13 protein-coding genes and 6 pseudogenes are annotated in these 17,264 nt (G+C 66.6%); 15 read left to right on the plus strand and 4 right to left on the minus strand.

Translation table 11 applies throughout. The annotated features are described in order from the left end of the window. Positions 1 to 130: pseudogene (locus tag AAW14_RS36075) on the minus strand (IS5/IS1182 family transposase); the annotation flags it as partial. A gap of 259 nt (positions 131 to 389) precedes the next feature. On the opposite strand from AAW14_RS36075, the pseudogene AAW14_RS36080 reads away from it, so the two are divergent. Next, a pseudogene (locus tag AAW14_RS36080) lies at positions 390 to 1,183 on the plus strand (IS5 family transposase); the annotation flags it as partial. A 23-nt stretch (positions 1,184 to 1,206) separates the two neighbouring features. Here the strand turns inward: AAW14_RS36080 and AAW14_RS36085 are convergent. Then, positions 1,207 to 1,848, minus strand: a complete 642-nt coding sequence (locus AAW14_RS36085) for a hypothetical protein (protein WP_265568675.1) — start codon at positions 1,846 to 1,848, stop codon at positions 1,207 to 1,209. Beyond that, entirely contained in the window at positions 1,814 to 2,188 is a 375-nt protein-coding gene (locus AAW14_RS39935; protein WP_416223429.1) for a hypothetical protein, read from the minus strand. Before AAW14_RS39935 ends, AAW14_RS36085 begins: the two co-directional genes overlap by 35 nt. 651 nt (positions 2,189 to 2,839) lie before the next feature. Here AAW14_RS39935 and AAW14_RS36095 point away from each other — a divergent pair. From AAW14_RS36095 to AAW14_RS39940, 12 genes and pseudogenes are all read left to right on the plus strand, one after another. Further along, positions 2,840 to 4,057 carry a cytochrome P450 gene (locus AAW14_RS36095; protein WP_265568676.1) on the plus strand — a complete coding sequence of 406 codons (1,218 nt, stop codon included), beginning with the start codon at positions 2,840 to 2,842 and terminating at the stop codon, positions 4,055 to 4,057. A gap of 151 nt (positions 4,058 to 4,208) precedes the next feature. Continuing rightward, entirely contained in the window at positions 4,209 to 5,996 is a 1,788-nt protein-coding gene (locus AAW14_RS36100; RefSeq protein ID WP_265568677.1) for an NAD(P)/FAD-dependent oxidoreductase, read from the plus strand. Between the two features lie 187 nt (positions 5,997 to 6,183). Next, the gene (locus AAW14_RS36105; protein WP_265568678.1) at positions 6,184 to 7,539 is read left to right on the plus strand and encodes a cation:proton antiporter; all 1,356 of its coding nucleotides are present in this window, start codon (positions 6,184 to 6,186) and stop codon (positions 7,537 to 7,539) included. A 284-nt stretch (positions 7,540 to 7,823) separates the two neighbouring features. Continuing rightward, the gene (locus tag AAW14_RS36110; protein ID WP_265568679.1) at positions 7,824 to 9,116 is read left to right on the plus strand and encodes a cytochrome P450; all 1,293 of its coding nucleotides are present in this window, start codon (positions 7,824 to 7,826) and stop codon (positions 9,114 to 9,116) included. Positions 9,117 to 9,406: 290 nt separating this feature from the next. Then, entirely contained in the window at positions 9,407 to 10,015 is a 609-nt protein-coding gene (locus AAW14_RS36115) for a transposase (RefSeq protein ID WP_265568680.1), read from the plus strand. Between the two features lie 81 nt (positions 10,016 to 10,096). Continuing rightward, positions 10,097 to 10,465: a hypothetical protein gene (locus tag AAW14_RS36120; RefSeq protein ID WP_265568681.1), complete on the plus strand. Its 369-nt coding sequence runs from the start codon at positions 10,097 to 10,099 to the stop codon at positions 10,463 to 10,465. A 21-nt stretch (positions 10,466 to 10,486) separates the two neighbouring features. Then, positions 10,487 to 10,883 (plus strand): annotated as a pseudogene (locus tag AAW14_RS36125) (IS6 family transposase); the annotation flags it as partial. Between the two features lie 294 nt (positions 10,884 to 11,177). After that, a complete protein-coding gene (locus AAW14_RS36130; protein ID WP_265568682.1) occupies positions 11,178 to 11,474 on the plus strand; it encodes a DUF1778 domain-containing protein in 297 nt (98 codons plus the stop codon). Then, complete coding sequence (locus AAW14_RS36135) at positions 11,471 to 11,854, plus strand: fic family toxin-antitoxin system, toxin component (RefSeq protein WP_265568683.1); 384 nt, start codon at positions 11,471 to 11,473, stop codon at positions 11,852 to 11,854. Before AAW14_RS36130 ends, AAW14_RS36135 begins: the two co-directional genes overlap by 4 nt. 1,588 nt (positions 11,855 to 13,442) lie before the next feature. Beyond that, positions 13,443 to 13,871 (plus strand): transposase, encoded by a 429-nt coding sequence (locus AAW14_RS36140; protein ID WP_265568684.1) that lies wholly within the window; start codon positions 13,443 to 13,445, stop codon positions 13,869 to 13,871. A 112-nt stretch (positions 13,872 to 13,983) separates the two neighbouring features. Beyond that, a pseudogene (locus AAW14_RS36145) lies at positions 13,984 to 14,625 on the plus strand (IS6 family transposase); the annotation flags it as partial. 159 nt (positions 14,626 to 14,784) lie between these two features. Beyond that, a pseudogene (locus AAW14_RS39940) lies at positions 14,785 to 14,871 on the plus strand (transposase); the annotation flags it as partial. Positions 14,872 to 15,115: 244 nt separating this feature from the next. Here AAW14_RS39940 and AAW14_RS36155 read toward each other — a convergent pair. Beyond that, positions 15,116 to 15,409, minus strand: a complete 294-nt coding sequence (locus AAW14_RS36155; protein WP_265568697.1) for a hypothetical protein — start codon at positions 15,407 to 15,409, stop codon at positions 15,116 to 15,118. An 83-nt stretch (positions 15,410 to 15,492) separates the two neighbouring features. Here AAW14_RS36155 and AAW14_RS36160 point away from each other — a divergent pair. Together AAW14_RS36160 and AAW14_RS36165 are read left to right on the plus strand one after the other, a co-directional pair. Further along, positions 15,493 to 15,820: pseudogene (locus AAW14_RS36160) on the plus strand (ISAzo13 family transposase); the annotation flags it as partial. A gap of 280 nt (positions 15,821 to 16,100) precedes the next feature. Further along, complete coding sequence (locus AAW14_RS36165) at positions 16,101 to 17,192, plus strand: ArsR/SmtB family transcription factor (protein ID WP_265568685.1); 1,092 nt, start codon at positions 16,101 to 16,103, stop codon at positions 17,190 to 17,192. Positions 17,193 to 17,264: the final 72 nt, after the last annotated feature.

Here is a 17,264-nt window from a genome sequence, read left to right on the forward strand (position 1 = left end):
GTGCTCGGGCGGACGGCCGATGTCCAGGCCCTTGCCTCTGCGCTCGACCCGCCAGGCGAGTGAGGGTGGGACCGATCAACTGCCAGCGGGCATCGGTGAGGTCGCTGGGGTACGAGCGGTGTCGCGTCATGTATCGGTAGTACCGTCGGGCAAGGCGCATCCCCAGGGCGCAAACAGCGTCAACCGGGGGCGCTTTGGGATCAGACAGGAGCGACTCCACTCAAACGGGCAGAAGTATGGAGTCTCCTGTCGCACAGCCCGCATTGACCACTCTCGCCTCAGTAGCCGCAGACTCACTCGTCCCGCGAAGCGCCACCAAACAACCTCGCCAGGACAAAACGCTCTTTAAGACGTCGTTTCTTATGGCGTGACCGTTCGTTGAGCCGTGCATGACGGATCTGGTTGAGCGGCTGGTGCCGGACGAGTTATGGACGCTGTTCCGGCGGGTGGTCCCGCCGACGCAGGTCATACGTCCGCAGGGCGGCGGACGACGGCGGGCCGGTGACCGTGAATGCCTGGCGGCGATCATCTTCGTAGCCACCTCAGGGTGTACGTGGCGGCAACTGCCCCCAGTTTTCGGCCCGGCGTGGCCGACGGTCTACCGGCGTTTTGCGCAGTGGAGCCGGGACCGGGTGTGGGCCAGGCTCCACCGCGTCATCCTCGACGAACTCGGTGTCAGAGGTGAGCTGGACTGGTCGCGGCGCGCGATCGACTCCGTCAGCGTCCGGGCGGCAAAAGGGCGCAACTGACCGGACCGAACCCGACCGACCGTGGCAAGCCGGGATCGAAAATCCACCTGATCACGGACCGGAATGGTCTGCCCCTGTCACTGGGTATCTCCGGCGCTAACACCCACGACAGCCTCGGCCTGAAACCACTGGTGCGCGGGATCCCACCCATCCGCTCCCGCCACGGCCCACGCCGCCGGCCTCCGGCCAAGCTCCATGCGGACAAGGGATACGACTACGACCACCTGCGGCGATGGCTGCGCAAGAGGGGCATCCGCCACCGCATCGCCCGCAAGGGCATCGAGTCTTCACAGCGCCTCGGCCAGCACCGTTGGGTTGTCGAGCGGACCCTGTCCTGGCTGGCCGGGTGCCGCCGCTTGCACCGCCGCTACGAACGCAAAGCCGAACACTTCCTCGCCTTCGTCGCCATTGCCGCAGCCCTCATTGCCCACCGTCGCCTGGCACAACGCCAGGATGGTCAGCCACGAACCGCTGCGAACAGGGCAAGACCGAGACACGCCACAGCACCAGCAGCCAGCAAATCAGCCCCAACTGACCAGGTGAAACGCCGCTGAAGACAAGCCGGACTCTGTGCTGGCCCGAGCTCTGGTGCGGCCCGCGTATGAGCCTGCATCGCATCAGCGCAGACGCTGGAGAAGTCATAGAGCATGTCCCACACGGACTTGTAGAACCACAGAAAGTCGATCTTCTCCCCGGCATGGGTCTCCAGGACAAGACCGCCCCGCCACGAGTTGTGGCGCAACTCCTTCACGGCCGAGCAAGGTACCACCACGTGTCGCCACAGGTAATAGCGGATGATCTCGCCTGGTCGGAGCACCACTCTGATCAGCGAGCACCGCCAGAAGAACGACGCCCAGGCCAGCACTACGGCACACACCAGGGCGCGGTGCCATACGCCGCCGATCAATGAATCCCTCGCCAAAACCAAGCCAGTGCAGACGGCAGCACAGGACAACCCTCTCAGAAGTCCGACACGCAGCCAGCGCACCAGTTTGATCTGCCCTCGTCGATTCGGCCGGTAACCCCGTATCCGCTGCACGATCCGGGTCGCGGGCCCGTACCAGTCACCCGACCCCGAGTGCCACAACCCCGCCGCCACACCGTGACACTACCGCCAAAGGAAACGGCGCCTTAAGCCCCGCCTCCACGTAGCGGCGGGTGAAGTCCCGTAGCCGATCCGCATCCCACACCGCGCGGTCCAGCAGGTGCTGCTGTCCCCAGGGGGAGGGTTCGCCGATGTACTCGGAGATCTGCCAGCCGTTCTTGCGCGACAGCGGGGCCAGCAGGCCACGCATACACGCGGCGGCCCGGCCCCACAAATCCACGCGCGGGAAGATCCCGTTGACCTCAAGCAACAGGTCCTCAAGCCGGTCGGCGACGCCCTCGGCGCACTCCCGGTCCGTGACGACCGGCGGGATGTCCAGTAACTCCGCCTTCATAAAAGGCAGTTACCCGCCACAGGGGATCGACGAACTACAGCGAGCACCCCGATCTACGACTGAGGGGCTAATCGGTCACCGACAACGCGGTTAATTGAGTCAGCCGTCATGAGCTCGGGACGATCAAGCAAGAACTCGAGACTCTCAAGCATGGCGACGGGAACCAGATTTCGACTAATTTATTTGAAATATGCCCCCGCCGCCCATCCATCGACATTCCGACGTCATGAAAGAACTACGCATGTAAGCTCTTTTCCGCATTGTCACCCTGGAGGGCCTCACGTTGGCGCCGTGGTCCTGGTTGGCTGTACCACCACACCGCGGTGCCCGTTCCCGACACCAGGCGTCACTCCTACCTTGCCAATGCCATTTCCACGGAAATCCAACTGACAAGAAAAGATCTGGCCTGGATCAACGCAGTGGCTCCTCAAGATCACGCCGCAGGACACCAGCGTCGGTGAACGGCCGAGGAAGACCGCCTGGTTCTACCGTCAAACGACCGCTGGCGCCCACTCTGCGTTGGGCCGAGTGTCCGGCGGAGCTGTCGGCACAGCGTTGTGCGCAGACGATCTCCGCGCTCGTGGCGAGCGGCAAGGTCTCCCTGATTTCCCCTGTCCGACGGCTGTGTTTTCGATCAGTTCAGGAGAAATTTTGCGATTAGAGCCCGCCCTGTTCAGCTTCAGCAATCCCGACCTTTTCGTGGACCCGTATCCTGTCTACCGGGAGATACGAGAGAACGAACCCATTCATCGGTCCTTCATGTACGGCGGTTCCTGGGTCCTGTTCTCCCATGAGGACTCGGCCAGGCTCCTGTGTGATCCGCGACTGACCAACAACCGGGCCGGGCTCCCCCTACTGGCGCTAGGCGAGGACGAGCGCGCTGAATTCACCGAATTCCACCGCTTCTTGCGCACCTGGACCGCTTTCTTCGAAGGAGAGGACCACCTGCTGCGCCGTGGTGTCCTGGATCAGGTCTTCCGGGTGCTCACGCCGGATCTCGTCAGTGAGGTAGTGCGGCACGCGGCCGACCGGCTCATCGACGGCTGGGGCGACCGCTCACAGGTCGACCTCGTAGCCGACTTCGCCCGGCCGCTGCCAGCTATGGTGCTCACCCGGCTGATGGGCGCGCCCGAGAGCGACCACAAGTTCCTGGACCACTGGGCGGACGACCTGGCGTACCTCTTCGGGGCCAGCACGCTCACCCCGGACGACCTGCGCCGCGGATGGGCGAGCGCGCAGGCATTCATGGCCTATCTCAAGAACCTGGCCACTGACATGGCCCGGCTGCCCGAGCGCAGCCTGCTGGCAGGCCTGTTGGCCCGGACCGTCTCGGGCTTCGGCTTCACCGAGGCGGAGGCCTGCGCGCAGTGCGTCCTGCTGATGTTCGCGGGGCTGGAACCGTCACGGCATCTCATCGGTAACGCAATCCTCGCTCTGCACAGCTTCCCGGACCAGCGTCGTCTGCTGGCGGATAACCCCCGTCTGTGGCCCTCGGCAGTGGAGGAGTTCCTCCGGTACGACCCGCCCGTGCAGTACATCGGGCGTTTGGCCGCGGAGTCCTTCACCTATCGGGGGCACCGGATCGAGAAGGGCGAGGCGGTGCTGCCGTTCCCGGGGTCGGCCAACCGCGACCCGAAGCAGTTTCCTGACCCGGACGTCCTCGACATACAACGGCACGGTCGGCATCTCGCCATGGGGACGGGCGTCCACCGGTGTGTCGGGGCCGGGATGGTCCGGGTGCAGACCGCGGTCGCGCTGCGCACCCTGCTGACCCGGATACCTGACCTGGAGGTGTGCCCCGACCGGAAACCGGTCTGGCACTCGTACTCCGGCTTCCACGGGTTGGCGTCACTGCCCGTTTCGGTCTGAGCCGAACGACAAGGCTCGGACAGTCCCGCCTTGGCGAACCGCCGCACCGCAGCCGTTGCGGCGTACCGCTGCCCGGCCGTAGCCGACGGAACTCACGCGGGCGACCGCGGCACCGAGCACATCCAATTCTTCATGATGGAGGCTGATCAGCATGAGCAGGACCGTGGGGGCCGTCTACGACGTGGTGATCATGGGAGGAGGCCCGGCGGGATCGACGCTCGGCGCACTTCTCGTGCGGCAGCACGGACTGCGGGTGGCCATCTTCGACAAGGAGCGCTTCCCCCGCGAGCACATCGGCGAGTCCTTCGCCCACACCATGGTCCCGGCACTCGAGCAGAGCGGCGCGTTGGAGAAGGTGCTCGCCAGCGACTGCTGGGTCAAGAAGTACGGCGGCGGGGTGTTCAACTGGGGAGGTACCCCGATGGTCGCCCTCTTCGACCAGGCCAACTACCTCAGGGACAACGTCCACCGGTACTCGATGCATGTCAACCGCGCCGAGTTCGACCACCTGCTGCTCCAGCACGCGGCGGACAGCGGGGTCGAGGTGTTTGAAGGCGCCCCCGTCAGCGCGTTCGACTCCGATGCCGAGGGCTGTACCGTCACCCTCAAGGATGGAACCACCGTCGCGTCACGCTACTTCGTCGACGCGTCGGGGCGACGCAACAGCATCGCGGCCAAGGAGAAACGCGATTGGCTCTCCGGCTACCGCAACATCGCCATCTGGCAGCACTTTCTGGGAGGAAAGTTCACCCAACACCTGCCGGGTGACTGGAACGTCTTCCGTGAGGACAACCTCTCACCCATCGGCTGCTTCGCCTTCCGCGACGGATGGTGCTGGTACATTCCTGTGCCCAAGATCATAAACGGCGAGCGCAGGCTGACGCATTCCATCGGCATCGTCACCAGCCCGGAGATCCTCAAACAGGATGGCTTCGACTTCACCGACCAGGCCACGTTTGTCAGGGCGGTCAAGTCCATTCCTTACCTCAAGGACCTCATCACCGACGCCGAACCGATCGCGGACAAGATGCTCACCGCGACCAACTACTCCATGATCAATGGGCAGTTCGCCGACCTTGACCAACGGTGGATGCTGGTCGGAGACGCCGCCTACTTCGTCGACCCGCTTTTCTCCTCCGGCGCCGGATTCGCCACCAACATGGCCGTCAACGCCGCCACCGTGCTCACCGACACGTTGTCCGGCCAGCTAGACGAGCAAGCGACGCGCGACCTGTGGCGCGACTACGACGACGGCTGGCACAGCATGGCCGAGACGTTCGCCCTCTCTATCGACCAGTGGTACCACGCGCTCGGCAAGGGCAAGGAGGACAGCATCTACTGGCACCAGCGGGGCAGCCAACCGGACCTGGACATCCAGGAGCGCACCTTCGATGTCCTGATCAACACCGCGGTCACCGCGCACGTCCTCCAGGCGATCGTGGACGAGAAGCCGGTGGAGGGCATGGCCCCGGCGCCGCTGAGCGGAGAGGGTCCGCTCAGCCGGGCGGCCGAGCGGACCGGCACGACGGACATGGAATCCGAGGCCGTGCCAGTCCTGGCGCCCGGCGTCGTGGTGCGCGAGAGCGTGGGCCTGGACGTCCCCGGGTTCAAGGGCTTCCTCCCGGCAGCGCCCTTCGACCAGGACATCGACGAAAAGACGCGCGACGCGATCGCGACCTACTGGTCCGACCCGATCGAACACTCTGACGCGATTCCCTCGCCGGTGGCCGGGCCGGTGCCCGCGTTCCGGTTCTCCTTCGAGGGCGCGGAGCCCGGCGACGAGGTCCGCGGGCTTGCCCGGGAGGGCGCGCACGAACTCGTGCGCCTGCTGGGACAGGGCCTCACGTTGCGGCAGTTGAACGAGCGGCTGTCGTTCATCCAGCGGCATATGCTGCGCCGACTGATCCGGGCGGGGATGGTGACCGCGGGCGGCGCGTGAAGCGGTCCGGCCCTGGCGCGGTCGCTCCCCAGGGCCGGACCGCTCCTCGTTGATGCGTCCTTGGGCGGCACCGCCAGCGGGCGCCCGAGGACAGGGTCTGTGCGCGGAGTGCACAACCAAGTCCCGCTCCGCTTCACCACGATCCCACATCCCGCCCTCTCCGGTACCACGAGCCAAGAGGTCTCAGATGACCCGGAACCCCACCGAGTTGCTCGGCGTCGCCATGGCGGACATCGCTCTTGTCCTCTTAGCCGGCGTGCTGTTGACCCCCTTGTTTCTCAGGCTCCGCCAGCTGCGTGTCATCGCCGAGATTGCAGCGGGGATCGCGCTCGGGCCCAGCCTTCTCGGCCTGCTCCCCGGTCACCTGCCCGACCGCTTGTTCCCGCCCGAGGTCCGACCGCGCCTCCAGGCAGTGACGCAGGTCGGAATCTTGCTGTTCATGTTCCTCGTGGGCTGGCTGATGAGGGCCTCCCACTTCAGGAGCGGGCGCGGCACGGTGCTGGGCGTGTCCCTCTCCTCCGTCGCCGTGCCGCTGCTGAGCGGGGCCGCACTGGCGCTGGGGTTGCACCACGACCACGACTTCGCGGACGGCCACCCCGTCGGACGGACCACATTTGCCCTGTTCGTCGGCACGGCCATGGCCGTCACGGCGTTCCCCGTCCTCGCCCGGATCATCGACGAGCGGGGGCTGGGTTCCGCCGACGCGGGCGCGGTGGCGCTGGCGTCCGCCGCGGTCTCGGACGTCCTCGCCTGGTTCCTGCTCGCCGTCGTCTCGATCGTCGCCGCGTCGGCCGGGCCGGGGCGACTGCTCCGGATCGTCTGCGGTGCAACCGCGCTCGCCGCCGTGCTGGCCTTCGTCGTCCGGCCGCTGCTGAGGCTACTGGTCGGGTGGGCGGGCCGACGGGGCGACCGGTCCACGCAAGTCCTCGTCGTCGCCGCCGGTGTACTGCTCTGCGGATTCGCGGCCGACCAGATAGGCCTGGACGCCATCTTCGGCGCCTTCGCCTTCGGCCTCGCGATGCCACGTGACGAAGCCGAGCAGACGCAGGCCGACATCAGGATGCCGATGGAGCACGTGGCGGCCCTGCCACTGCCGGTCTTCTTCATCACCACCGGCCTTTCCGTGGATGTCACCAAGCTGGGCGGACAGGGTGCGCTGGAGTTGGCGGCGGTGTGCGCGACCGCCTGCGCGGGGAAAGTCCTCGGCGCTGGTGGCGCCGCGCGCCTCGGAGGGATGTCCTGGGCGGACGCGCGCACGGTGGGCCTCTTGATGAACACCCGCGGTCTGACCGAACTGGTGGTCCTCAACACAGGCAGGTCCATGGGCGTACTGGACGACAGGATGTACACCGTGCTGGTCGTCATGGCGCTGGTCACGACCGCGATGGCTGGACCGCTCATGCCCAGGCCCGGCCCGCCGGAGGCCGCCCCTCCCCCTCCGCGGACCGCTCCGGCCTGGGCAAGTCCACCACCACAATCGTCCCGTAGGAGCCCGCGTGCCCACTCATCCCCTCATCCTGATCAAAAAGAGTCGATCGACTAAGCGAAATGGAACTCTCGAAATCGGCATACAGATGTAAGGCGATTTCAATACCGACACCTCACGTCGCGGCGTCATTTCTCCTGCAATCCACTCTCTTTGCAGGTCAGAGCCCGTACATGCATCCGGCAGGGCGTCCCATTCTTGACGTTCCTCGATTGGATATTTCGCAGAAAAATCCAATCCATAACCGCAAAAAGGAAGGCTGATGACTCGTGCAGCAGGTAAATCCGGAACTTCCTACCGACTCCTCGGACGCAGCTGCCTCGCTGTCCACTGGCACGGACATGCTTGTCGACCCCACAGACGTCTTCTGGCCGGCCACATACGCCGATGGCGTCCCCTACGAGCTGCTGGCGACGCTCCGCCGGACAGCACCTGTCTGCTGGATCGGTGAACCGCCGGTCGGCGCGTGGGCCGCGGGCAGCGGCTACTGGGCCGTCTTCCGCCATACCGATGTCAAGTACGTGCTGCGCACTCCGGAACTCTTCTCGTCCCATGTCGGCGCGACCCAGATCCGGGACCCCGACACCCCGGCCGACCTGGCGTTCATCCAGGACATGATGCTCAACCAGGACCCGCCGCAGCACGGCCGACTACGCCGCATCGTCGCCGCGGCCTTCACCCCGCGTGCCGTCCGTGAACTGGAAGCGGTGATCGAGGCACGGGCCGCCGTGCTGATCGACTCCGTCGCCGACCAGGGCGAAGCAGATTTCGTCGCCCTCGCCGCAAGCCTTCCTCTGTGGGCACTGGCCCATCTGATGGGAATGCCGGAGAGCGACACCCCCCTGCTCCTCGACTGGGCGAACCGGGTGATCGGCTACCAGGACAACGAGCTCAGCGGCCCCCAGGCCAGCGAAGTCACCGGCCTCAGCCCTGCTGGGCAGGCCGCGGTGGCGCTGCGCCCCGGCCCTCTCCTCCGCCCGGACGGCCGCCCCTTTCACCCCCGCTCCCGCGAAGCACTCGCCGACATGTTCGCCTACGCCCACACGCTCGGCGAGAATCCACGTCCTGGCAGCATGATGGCCGACATGCGCGACGGCGGCCTGACCACCGAAGAGTTCGAGAACATGTTCTTCCTCCTCGCGGTGGCGGGCAATGAGACCCTGCGCAACGCCCTGCCCGGCGGACTGCTGAGCCTGCTGGACCATCCCGATCAGTTCCGGCTCCTGCAGGACAAGCCCGATCTGCTCGCCCCGGCCGTCGAGGAGATGCTCCGCTACTGGCCCGCAGTGATCAACTTCCGCCGGACCGCCACCCGCGACGTCGAACTGGGAGGCATACCGATCCGAGCCGGGGACAAGGTCGTCGTCTACCACGTCAGCGCCAACCGCGACGAAGAGGTCTTCGCCGATCCCGACCGCTTCGACATCACCCGATCGCCCAACGACCACGTCAGTTTCGGCTTCGGCCCCCACGCCTGCATCGGCGCCCACCTGGCCCGCGCGCAGATGCGCTCGATGCTGAAACACACCGTGACCCGCCTGCCCGGCCTCCGGCTCGCGGGCGACCCCGTCAGGCTCACCTCCAACTTCGTCAACGGCCTCAAACAACTCCCCATACGCTGGCATGTCCGCTGAGCTGGAACTTCCAGAGGTGAGTGCTCCTCGATGGCGGCGAGCGTCGGTGCGCCTGCCGGGTCTGTACGGTCTTCGGCCCTGTCTCACTTTCGGGATGCTGTTGGCGATCTTCATTCGTTCTGGTGAAGTCCGGTCGTGGAGGATCGCGTTGGCCGGAGCGTCGTGCTGCGCTGGGAAAGGCGCGAGGTGGTTCGAGCGGTCGGAGGGGTGACTGCGATGTCCATGGGGTCGAGTTCCGGGCGGGTGATTCCCCCGGTTGACGGTGCGGATGGCGCGGGTGAGCAACCCGCGTGCTTGCCATCCTGCGGGCCGCCACCGGCTACGGCGTCACCCTGCTCGGCCCTCTCCGGCCGATCACGCCCTCCCGTCGCCGTCCCGGCTTCGACAAGCAAGATTTCCGCATCGACTGGGAGCATCACACTGCTACCTGCCCGCGCGGCGTAACCAGCCCGCCCTGGAAGGAGACCCGGCTGGACGGCCAGCCGGGCCACTGGGTGCTCTTCCCCCGAGCCGCCTGCCGGGCTTGCACCGACCGGCTGTCGTGCACGGGCAACGTCGACGGCAAGGGCCGCCACCTCATCCTGATGCCCCGCCCGCTACAAGGGGTCCAAAACCGAGCCCGCGTAGAACAGGAGACGCCGCACTGGCAGGCCCGCTGTGCAATGCGTGCAGGTTATGAGGCCACCGTCTCCGAAACCGTCCACGCCCACGGCCTTCGCCACTGCCGCTACCACGGACTGGCGAAGACACACATCCGGCACGTCCTCACCGCCGCCGGTACCAACATCGTCCGCCTCGGCGAATGCTTCCCACCCGGCACCACACCACCCAGGCCCCCACGGCCGCTCACCCCCTTCCAACGGCTCTGCCAGAACACCACATGCCCGCCCGGTAGTTGACCAAGCGAAGATCACCAACAGCATCCTTTCGGTGGTGACGGAAGGCGACGCCATCCGAGGAGGATGCGGTGGCGGAGCAGAGTGAAGTGTGGCCGACCGCCGCTCGCATCCGAGCTGGTGGAGGAACTCGCCACGCACGAGCGGATGATCGCCGCACCAAATGAGGACCTCTACGGGACGGAGGCGAAGGCCTGGGCGAGTCTGCTCGGTGTGCTGGGCGCGGCCGAGTACAACGTGGAGCGCACCGGTTTCGGCGGGTGGCGACTGAACACGGTGCAGATCGATGCCTGCCGGCTCAGTGTGGTCTCGGAGGACGACCAGGACCCCTTGTGGGACAGTCTGGAGCCCATGCTGAGCCTGGCCGAGCCGTCCCCTGCAGCATGGCCGTCTGGCTGGTGCTGTCAGGTTGAGCGGGGTCGCTCAGAGAGGGGTGATCGCCGAGTTTGTTGATCATGTGGGAGGGGGTCGGCTGTGGGGGCCGGGGCGGCGGCGCCGTACAAGGGTTTTCGCTTCCCGCCGGAGATCATCTCCCACTGTGTGTGGCTTACCACCGATTCAGCCTGAGCCTGCGTGATGTCGAGGAGCTGGTGCTCGAGAGCGGCATCGAGGTCACCTACGAGACGGTCGGCCAGTGGACGCGCCGGTTCGGCCCCCAGTACACCGCCGCGCTGCGTCGGCGCCGCCCCCGCCCAGGGGACAGGTGGCACCTGGGCGGGGTCTTCGTGAAGGTCCAAGGCCGACACGCTACCTGTGGCGTGCGGTCGACGCCGAGGGGAACGTCCTCGACATCCTGATGCAGAACCGACGTGACAAGGCCGCGGCCAGGCGCTTCTTCCGGACACTGATGAAGAAGACCCGCTCGGTGCCCCTACGCCGACGCCACCGGCAGCGAGGCGAGCCCCGTCAGCCCGGGCACCCGCGGGGCCGTCTGCCGGCATCCCGCTCTACGCCATGTCTGTGCCGTCCCGGCCGGCCGGGAGTCCAAGCCCGGGCCTCGGCCGTCCTGTCACATGACGGACCCACACGAACGTTCGGACACGCTCCCGACTGCCGTGACGATCACGCTCGCCACGTTGTCAGCTCTTTTTGCTTTGCCAGGTAAATTCCCTTTTGCGTTCTCGTGCTCTCGCCTGAAAGCGGTACCGCTGGTACCGTCGATACCATGTCGGAAGCCAAAGCCATGAACCTGCGCTTTCCCGACCCTGAGCAGCGGGCCGCCATCGCGGCTGCCGCGAAGCACGAAGGGGTCAGCATGCAGGAGTACATCCTCTCGGCGGCCTACGCACGGGCAACGGCCGTCGAACAACGGTTCCTGGACGGGTTCGAGCAGTCGATGGCCCGCAGCGGCGCGGCCTTCGCAGCCGAGCCCAGCAGCGCCGATCCCGGCCCTGAGGAGCGGGCGGCCGAGCAGAAGGCCCTCCAGGAGCTCGAACACCAGGAGCGGGGACACGCCGCGTGACCCAGCCCGGACCTCACCCGCTCGACGTCACCTTCCTCCTGCACGCCGCTGAACTCCTCGACGGCGATCCCCAGGTCGACGACTACGGACCGCTCTACGCCGCCGTCGCCCGGGTCAACGCCCGTGCCATGGAGCGCGACATCTACGGATCGGTGTACCTCAAGGCCGCCGCGCTGCTGCAGACCCTGGTGAAACTGCCGTGTCTGGAACACTCCAACGAGGCCTTCGCCTGGCACGCCACCGAGGCCTACTTGATCCTCAACGGCCACCAGCTCGACTACCCGCCCAAGGCGGCCGTCGCGCTCGTACATGACGCCGCCACCGCAACCATCGGCATCGCCCGCATCGCCCGCCAGTTGCGCGACTTCACCGTCGACTGATCCTGCGTGTCCCCAGGACGACGCGCGGCAGCGGCCCGCGCTGCCCATTCTCTTCGGCAAACCCGGGTCGGCCCGCGCTGCCTGCTGCGCGAAGTCGCACCGCTGATGCGTTGTCAGTTCTGGCGGGACGCCGGCCTCTACCCCTGCGTCCCTGCAGCGGCGGAGAGAGAGTACCCGCGATGACGCATCCCGTCCGCTCCGTACGTGAGGTAACCCTCGCGGGAGACGATGAGCATGGTGTCCCACTCGATGAGCGCCTGGGACAGGTCGGGTGCGGCAAGATGTGCACCGACAAGGCTCCTGCGCGGATGGGTTGAGATTTCGAACACCTCCCCCAACGGTCGCGGGAGCCTTGTGCGTTGTGGCCACGGTGCCCGTCACTCGATCAGGTGGCCACCTTGAAAGGGCTCAATGCCTGAAGCCTCTGCCCGCTGCGGGGTGCTGTGTGTTCCTGTCGGAGTAGGGGACGCTGCCCTGGCCTGCCGTCGGGGCACCGGCGGGTGGTCGCGATGTGTAGGCAGTGCCTGGCGTCGGCTGGAACCCGGCAGTGTGCCCAAGGTGACCTGGAGTTGCTGGCATATTCGCGTACAGCGCGTAGCCTGCCGACTGCTTCCTGTCGGAGTGGGGGACGCTGCCCTGGCCTGCCGTCGGGGCACCGGCGGGTGGTCGCGATGTGTAGGCAGTGCTCGGTGCCGGCTGGAACCCGGCAGTGTGCCCAAGGTGACCTGGAGTTGCTGGCATATTCGCGTACAGCGCGTAGCCTGCCGACTGCTTCCTGTCGGAGTGGGGGACGCTGCCCTGGCCTGCCGTCGGGGCACCGGCGGGTGGTCGCGATGTGTAGGCAGTGCTCGGTGCCGGCTGGAACCCGGCAGTGTGCCCAAGGTGACCCGGAGTTGCTGGCATATTCGCGTACAGCGCGTAGCCTGCCGACTGCTTCCCGGCGGAGTAGGGGACGCTGCCCTGGCCTGCCGTCGGGGCACCGGCGGGTGGTCGCGATGTGTAGGCAGTGCCTGGCGTCGGCTGGAACCCGGTGTACTCCGTCGGCCGCCGCGCATCCGTCGCCGCATTACTCAACTGTCGCCCCTGCGTCGGCGTTTGTGCCCGCGTCCGCACCAACCAGTCCCGTGCCCATGCCGGCCCATTCTTCAATTGATTCAGCGCCCATTCGCCAGTCCACGGCCGCTGAAACTCTTGCGGGGGTTGCCGGGGCCGCTCAACCTCTGGGGGGCCGTAATCTTTCCATTCCATACGCAAATTCTCGCCCTGCTGCGCGAACCACCCCCTGTCAAATTCCACTTCCATTCCAAGTCGCTCTCCCATCCATCGCTCCCAAAGATAGCGATCTTCGACCGTAATTTTCAAAGTTCCATGAAAAGCGCTAGGCATTTCACTCTCCTCCAGTGATATATCTGCAGAAAAGTCCTGCATCAGCAAGCTCGCCTTGGTACAACGTCTGTTGGCTGGCCGCGGATCAAGGGTCTCCCTGGATATTTTCATCCCTGCAGTCTGGCAGGTCAGCGATCCAGCGCACCTTCGGTGAACCGCCCCGATTCGAATGGAGACTCGATTTTATGAAAGGATCGAGTCAATGGCACCACCCTCCCGTGACCCGCTTGAGCTGCGCCGTCGTGCGGTGCGCATGGTCGCCGAGGTCCGCGACGACTACCCGGACGAGACGGCCGCCTGGCAGGCGGTGGCCGACAAGCTCGGCATCGGCTCGCGGGAGACGCTGCGGAACTGGGTGAAGCAGCACGAGATCGACGCGGGGAAGCGTCCGGGGACGACGACGGAGGAGTCCGCCCAGATCAAGGCGTCGAAGAAGGAGAACGCCGAACTGAAGCGAGCCAACGAGATCCTGCAGGCCGCGGCCTGCTTCGCCCGGCCGCATCCGGCGAGGACCAGGAACTGCTCGCCACGCCAGGGACCGTGCACACCAGCTGCGCGTGGCCGAGACGGCCAGGCTGTGCCCACCACAGCCGCCCGCGGCCCGCCGCCAAGGCCCGGCCGGCGGTGTTGAGTGGGACCGGCGCGAGCGGCACGAGGCCAACAAGTACGGAGCGATGCTGGCGGCGTTATCAAGTTGAGGGGCGGGGTGTGATGATCTTGGTGGGGGTCGTCGTGGGAAGGGCATGGTGGTGGACACTGCCGCAGCGTCGTACCGGGGGTTCCGGTTTCCGCCGGAGTTGATCGCGCATGCGGTCTGGCTGTACCACCGGTTCCCACTGTCCTTCCGCGCTGTGGAGGAGCTGCTGTTTGAACGTGGTATCCAGGTGTCCTACGGGGCGGTCCGTCTGTGGTGCGGGCGGTTCGGGCCCGACTACGCCGTGCGGCTGCGCCGCCGCCGGGCGAAGCCCGGGGGCCGGTGGCATCTGGACGAGGTGTTCTTCAAGGTCAGCGGGCGGATGCGCTACCTATGGCGTGCCGTCGACCAGGACGGCCACGTCCTGGACATCCTGGTGACCGACAAGCGCGACACCAAGGCCGGCAAACGCTTTTCCCGCAAGCTCCTCAAGGGCGCCGGGACCGTACCGCGAGTGATCGTGACGGACAAGCTCCGCTCCTGAAACGCCGCCCACCGCCAGGTCATGCCCTCGGTGGAGCACCGCAGCTCGACGTATCTGAACAACCGGGCAGAGAACTCTCATATCCCCACACGAGAGCGCGAGCGGGGCATGAAGGGCTTCCGCAGCACCGGCACGGCCCAGAGATTCCTCGCCTCCTTCTCCCGGATCTCACCGCCCTTCCGCCCCCGTCGCCACCTGATGTCCGCCCCCCCGCCTACCGAGCTGAGATGGCCCAACAGCACACCGTCTGGCGCACGATCACCGGCACCGCCCCCCGACAGCGACCGCCTGGGCCGGACACAGCCAGCACCACCAGCATGCCTCAACTCACCCACCCCACCAGCAACTTGACAAGGCCTTGGGGTCATGGCATCCAGGAGGCGCATCTACGACGCCGAGTTCCGCGAGGGAGCGGTACGGATCGTGACGGAGACCGGGCAGCCGATTCCGGAAGTGGCTGAGGGTCTGGGCATCCACCCGGGGACGTTGCACAGCCGGGTGTCGCGGGCACGGCGCAGGGCCCGGTCGATCACCACACGCACCGACTCGGTGACCGCGGCCAGGTGCACGGGCGATCTGGCACAGTCCGACGCCTTTGATCGCACCGGAGTACTGGCGGCCGGCGCCGACGCAGTCGGTCGAGGACTTCGCGTCCCCGGTCTCGTCCGCGACCAGAACCACGTCCTGACCGGCAAATTCACGCACGACCGGGCGGGCGATCCTCCCGGGCCCGGTCATGGTCGAACCTCGCCCGTGACAGCGGGAGCTGCAGCCGGTACGGGCCTGGATGCCCCAGGGCCTCAGCCGGCGTCCAGCAGTTCCGCGTGTCCACCTCCGTCAGCAGCCCTGTGATCATCTCCGCTGCCGTCGTACGCGCCTCACGCCGCGCGAAGCAGCCCGCGATAGCATCCATCGCCGCCCGGAACGCCCGGCCCCACGCAGCCTGGGCTGTCGTGGCCTCCACGGCCACCTGGCCCTGAAACGTCGTCACAAACGTTCATGATCAAGGTGGCCGTACCTGTGCCCGCACCCGACCCCACAAGCCGCCGACCAGCACAGACGCCGGAACTACAACTGCCGTGTCTGGTGGAGAGGTTCGCCAGGTCGCTGCCGCATCTGGACGAGCGTCGGCGGCGTCTGGTGCTCGGGGCGGATGCCAGGGCACTGGGACGTGGCGGGATCCGTGTTGTTGCCCGCGCGGCGGGGGTGTTGCAGGACACCGTCTCTCGTGGGGCGGCGGAACTGGACTCGGGGCTGATGTCTGGTCGTGTCCGGGGCGCGGGTGGGGGTCGCAAGCGGCTACGTGAGAAGGATCCGCGGCTTTGCTGCGCTGCTGGCGATGGTGGAACCCGACCAGCGCAGTGATCCGGAGTTGGCGCTGCGGTGGACGACGAAGCCGACATGAGCGCGTCGGCGAATGTCTTGTTCATGGCGTGCAGCAGATCGGGACTCGCCGAGGCAAGGTTCTCTTCCGCCAGGGGCATGCGGGGGCAGACTGTCCGGTGCGGTCATCGTGCTGATCTCCTTTGTGACTCGACATCTCGAAGATCAGCCGGTGGTCGTTCGTCTATGCGGACATCAGCCGGAAGCCGGCGCAAACCCCTGGGTCAGGTCGAACCCGTATACCACTTCCAAGGACGCAACCGCGGCGGCGTACCCACCGCCGGAAGGAAGGTCAGGACATGGCGGTCACGCTCAACCTCCATGACGCACGGATCGAGGACGTGCACGTTGGGCTGTCATCGCTCTCGGAACTGATGGCTGTTCTGCACATCCTGGCCGAGCCCGATCACCACCCCGAGGCCCAGGCGCTCATGGAAGAGTTGGCTGCAGGACTTGACCAGGTCCTGCGCAACGAGCTCCGCGAGTTGTCGCCCCTGTGGGCCCGGTTGCGTTGCCGCCTGCTCTTTCCATTGCAGCTGCCCGCAGTGCAGGACTTCGGCCAGGAACTCGATCAACTGGCGCGCTTGCCGATCGATCGGTTCGTCGATTTGTGCGCCACCGGCGTGCTCGGCTTCCATCGGTCCGAGCTCACCGACCTGGACCTGGTCGAGGACACGGAGGCGGCACAGACCTTTGTCGCCCACTGTGAACGGCGCTCCTTCAGCCGCGGTGCCCTCGCACAGACCCTGGTGACCTCGCCCGATCGGCTGCGCGAGCGGCTGCTGACCTTTCTCACGGGGTGCCACGACAGCTTCTTCGCCGACCTCTGGGCGAGCGCCCGGCCCCGTACGGAGGCTGCCGCGGTACGCCTGCGGATGCAGCTGAGTAGTGGTCGGCCAGGTGTAGCGTTGGCCGGGCTGAGTCCCACCGCTCACCTCTCAGCGGCGGGCAGCCGCGTGCGCTACGACAAACTGATGACGGCCGACATCGCCGTCGGGCAACGGCAACTGCTCGTGATCCCGTCCGTGTACGGCTGGCCCCACCTGACGATCAAGGACGATCCCGGCTACCCGGTGATCTTGCATTTCGCTGTGCTGGAGGGGCGCCCGTCCGAGCAGATCTCGCTGCGGCACCTCAGTGAGAGGCTGAGCGCACTGGCCTCACCAGGGCGTATGGAGCTGTGCCGGCACCTCCTCGGCGAGCCTATTACCACCTCCGAACTGGCGGAGCGGCTCGGCATGGCCGAATCTCAGGTGTCCCGCAGCTTGCGGGTGCTGCGGGACGCTGGTCTGGTGGAGTCCGTGCGCGGCGGCAGGTTCGTGTACCACCGCTTGGATACCAATACTTTGCTCCGGCTCGGGCGGGACGTGCTGGCGACCGTCATGCGCTGACCTGGCCGCAGGCGGACGTTTCGGAGCGTGGGATCGTCCCGCCTGGCGCTGTTGTGGAGCAGTGTTCACGTC

The organism is Streptomyces hygroscopicus (assembly GCF_026168105.1).
Lineage (GTDB): Bacteria > Actinomycetota > Actinomycetes > Streptomycetales > Streptomycetaceae > Streptomyces > Streptomyces hygroscopicus_D.

Coding starts and splice junctions, on each gene's coding strand:
- AAW14_RS39935 (WP_416223429.1), bottom strand. CDS start 2,188: ATGAAGGCGGAGTTACTGGACATCCCGCCGGTCGTCACGGACCGGGAG.
- AAW14_RS36140 (WP_265568684.1), top strand. CDS start 13,443: ATGGCACCACCCTCCCGTGACCCGCTTGAGCTGCGCCGTCGTGCGGTG.
- AAW14_RS36105 (WP_265568678.1), top strand. CDS start 6,184: ATGACCCGGAACCCCACCGAGTTGCTCGGCGTCGCCATGGCGGACATC.
- AAW14_RS36110 (WP_265568679.1), top strand. CDS start 7,824: ATGCTTGTCGACCCCACAGACGTCTTCTGGCCGGCCACATACGCCGAT.
- AAW14_RS36165 (WP_265568685.1), top strand. CDS start 16,101: ATGGCGGTCACGCTCAACCTCCATGACGCACGGATCGAGGACGTGCAC.
- AAW14_RS36100 (WP_265568677.1), top strand. CDS start 4,209: ATGAGCAGGACCGTGGGGGCCGTCTACGACGTGGTGATCATGGGAGGA.
- AAW14_RS36130 (WP_265568682.1), top strand. CDS start 11,178: ATGTCGGAAGCCAAAGCCATGAACCTGCGCTTTCCCGACCCTGAGCAG.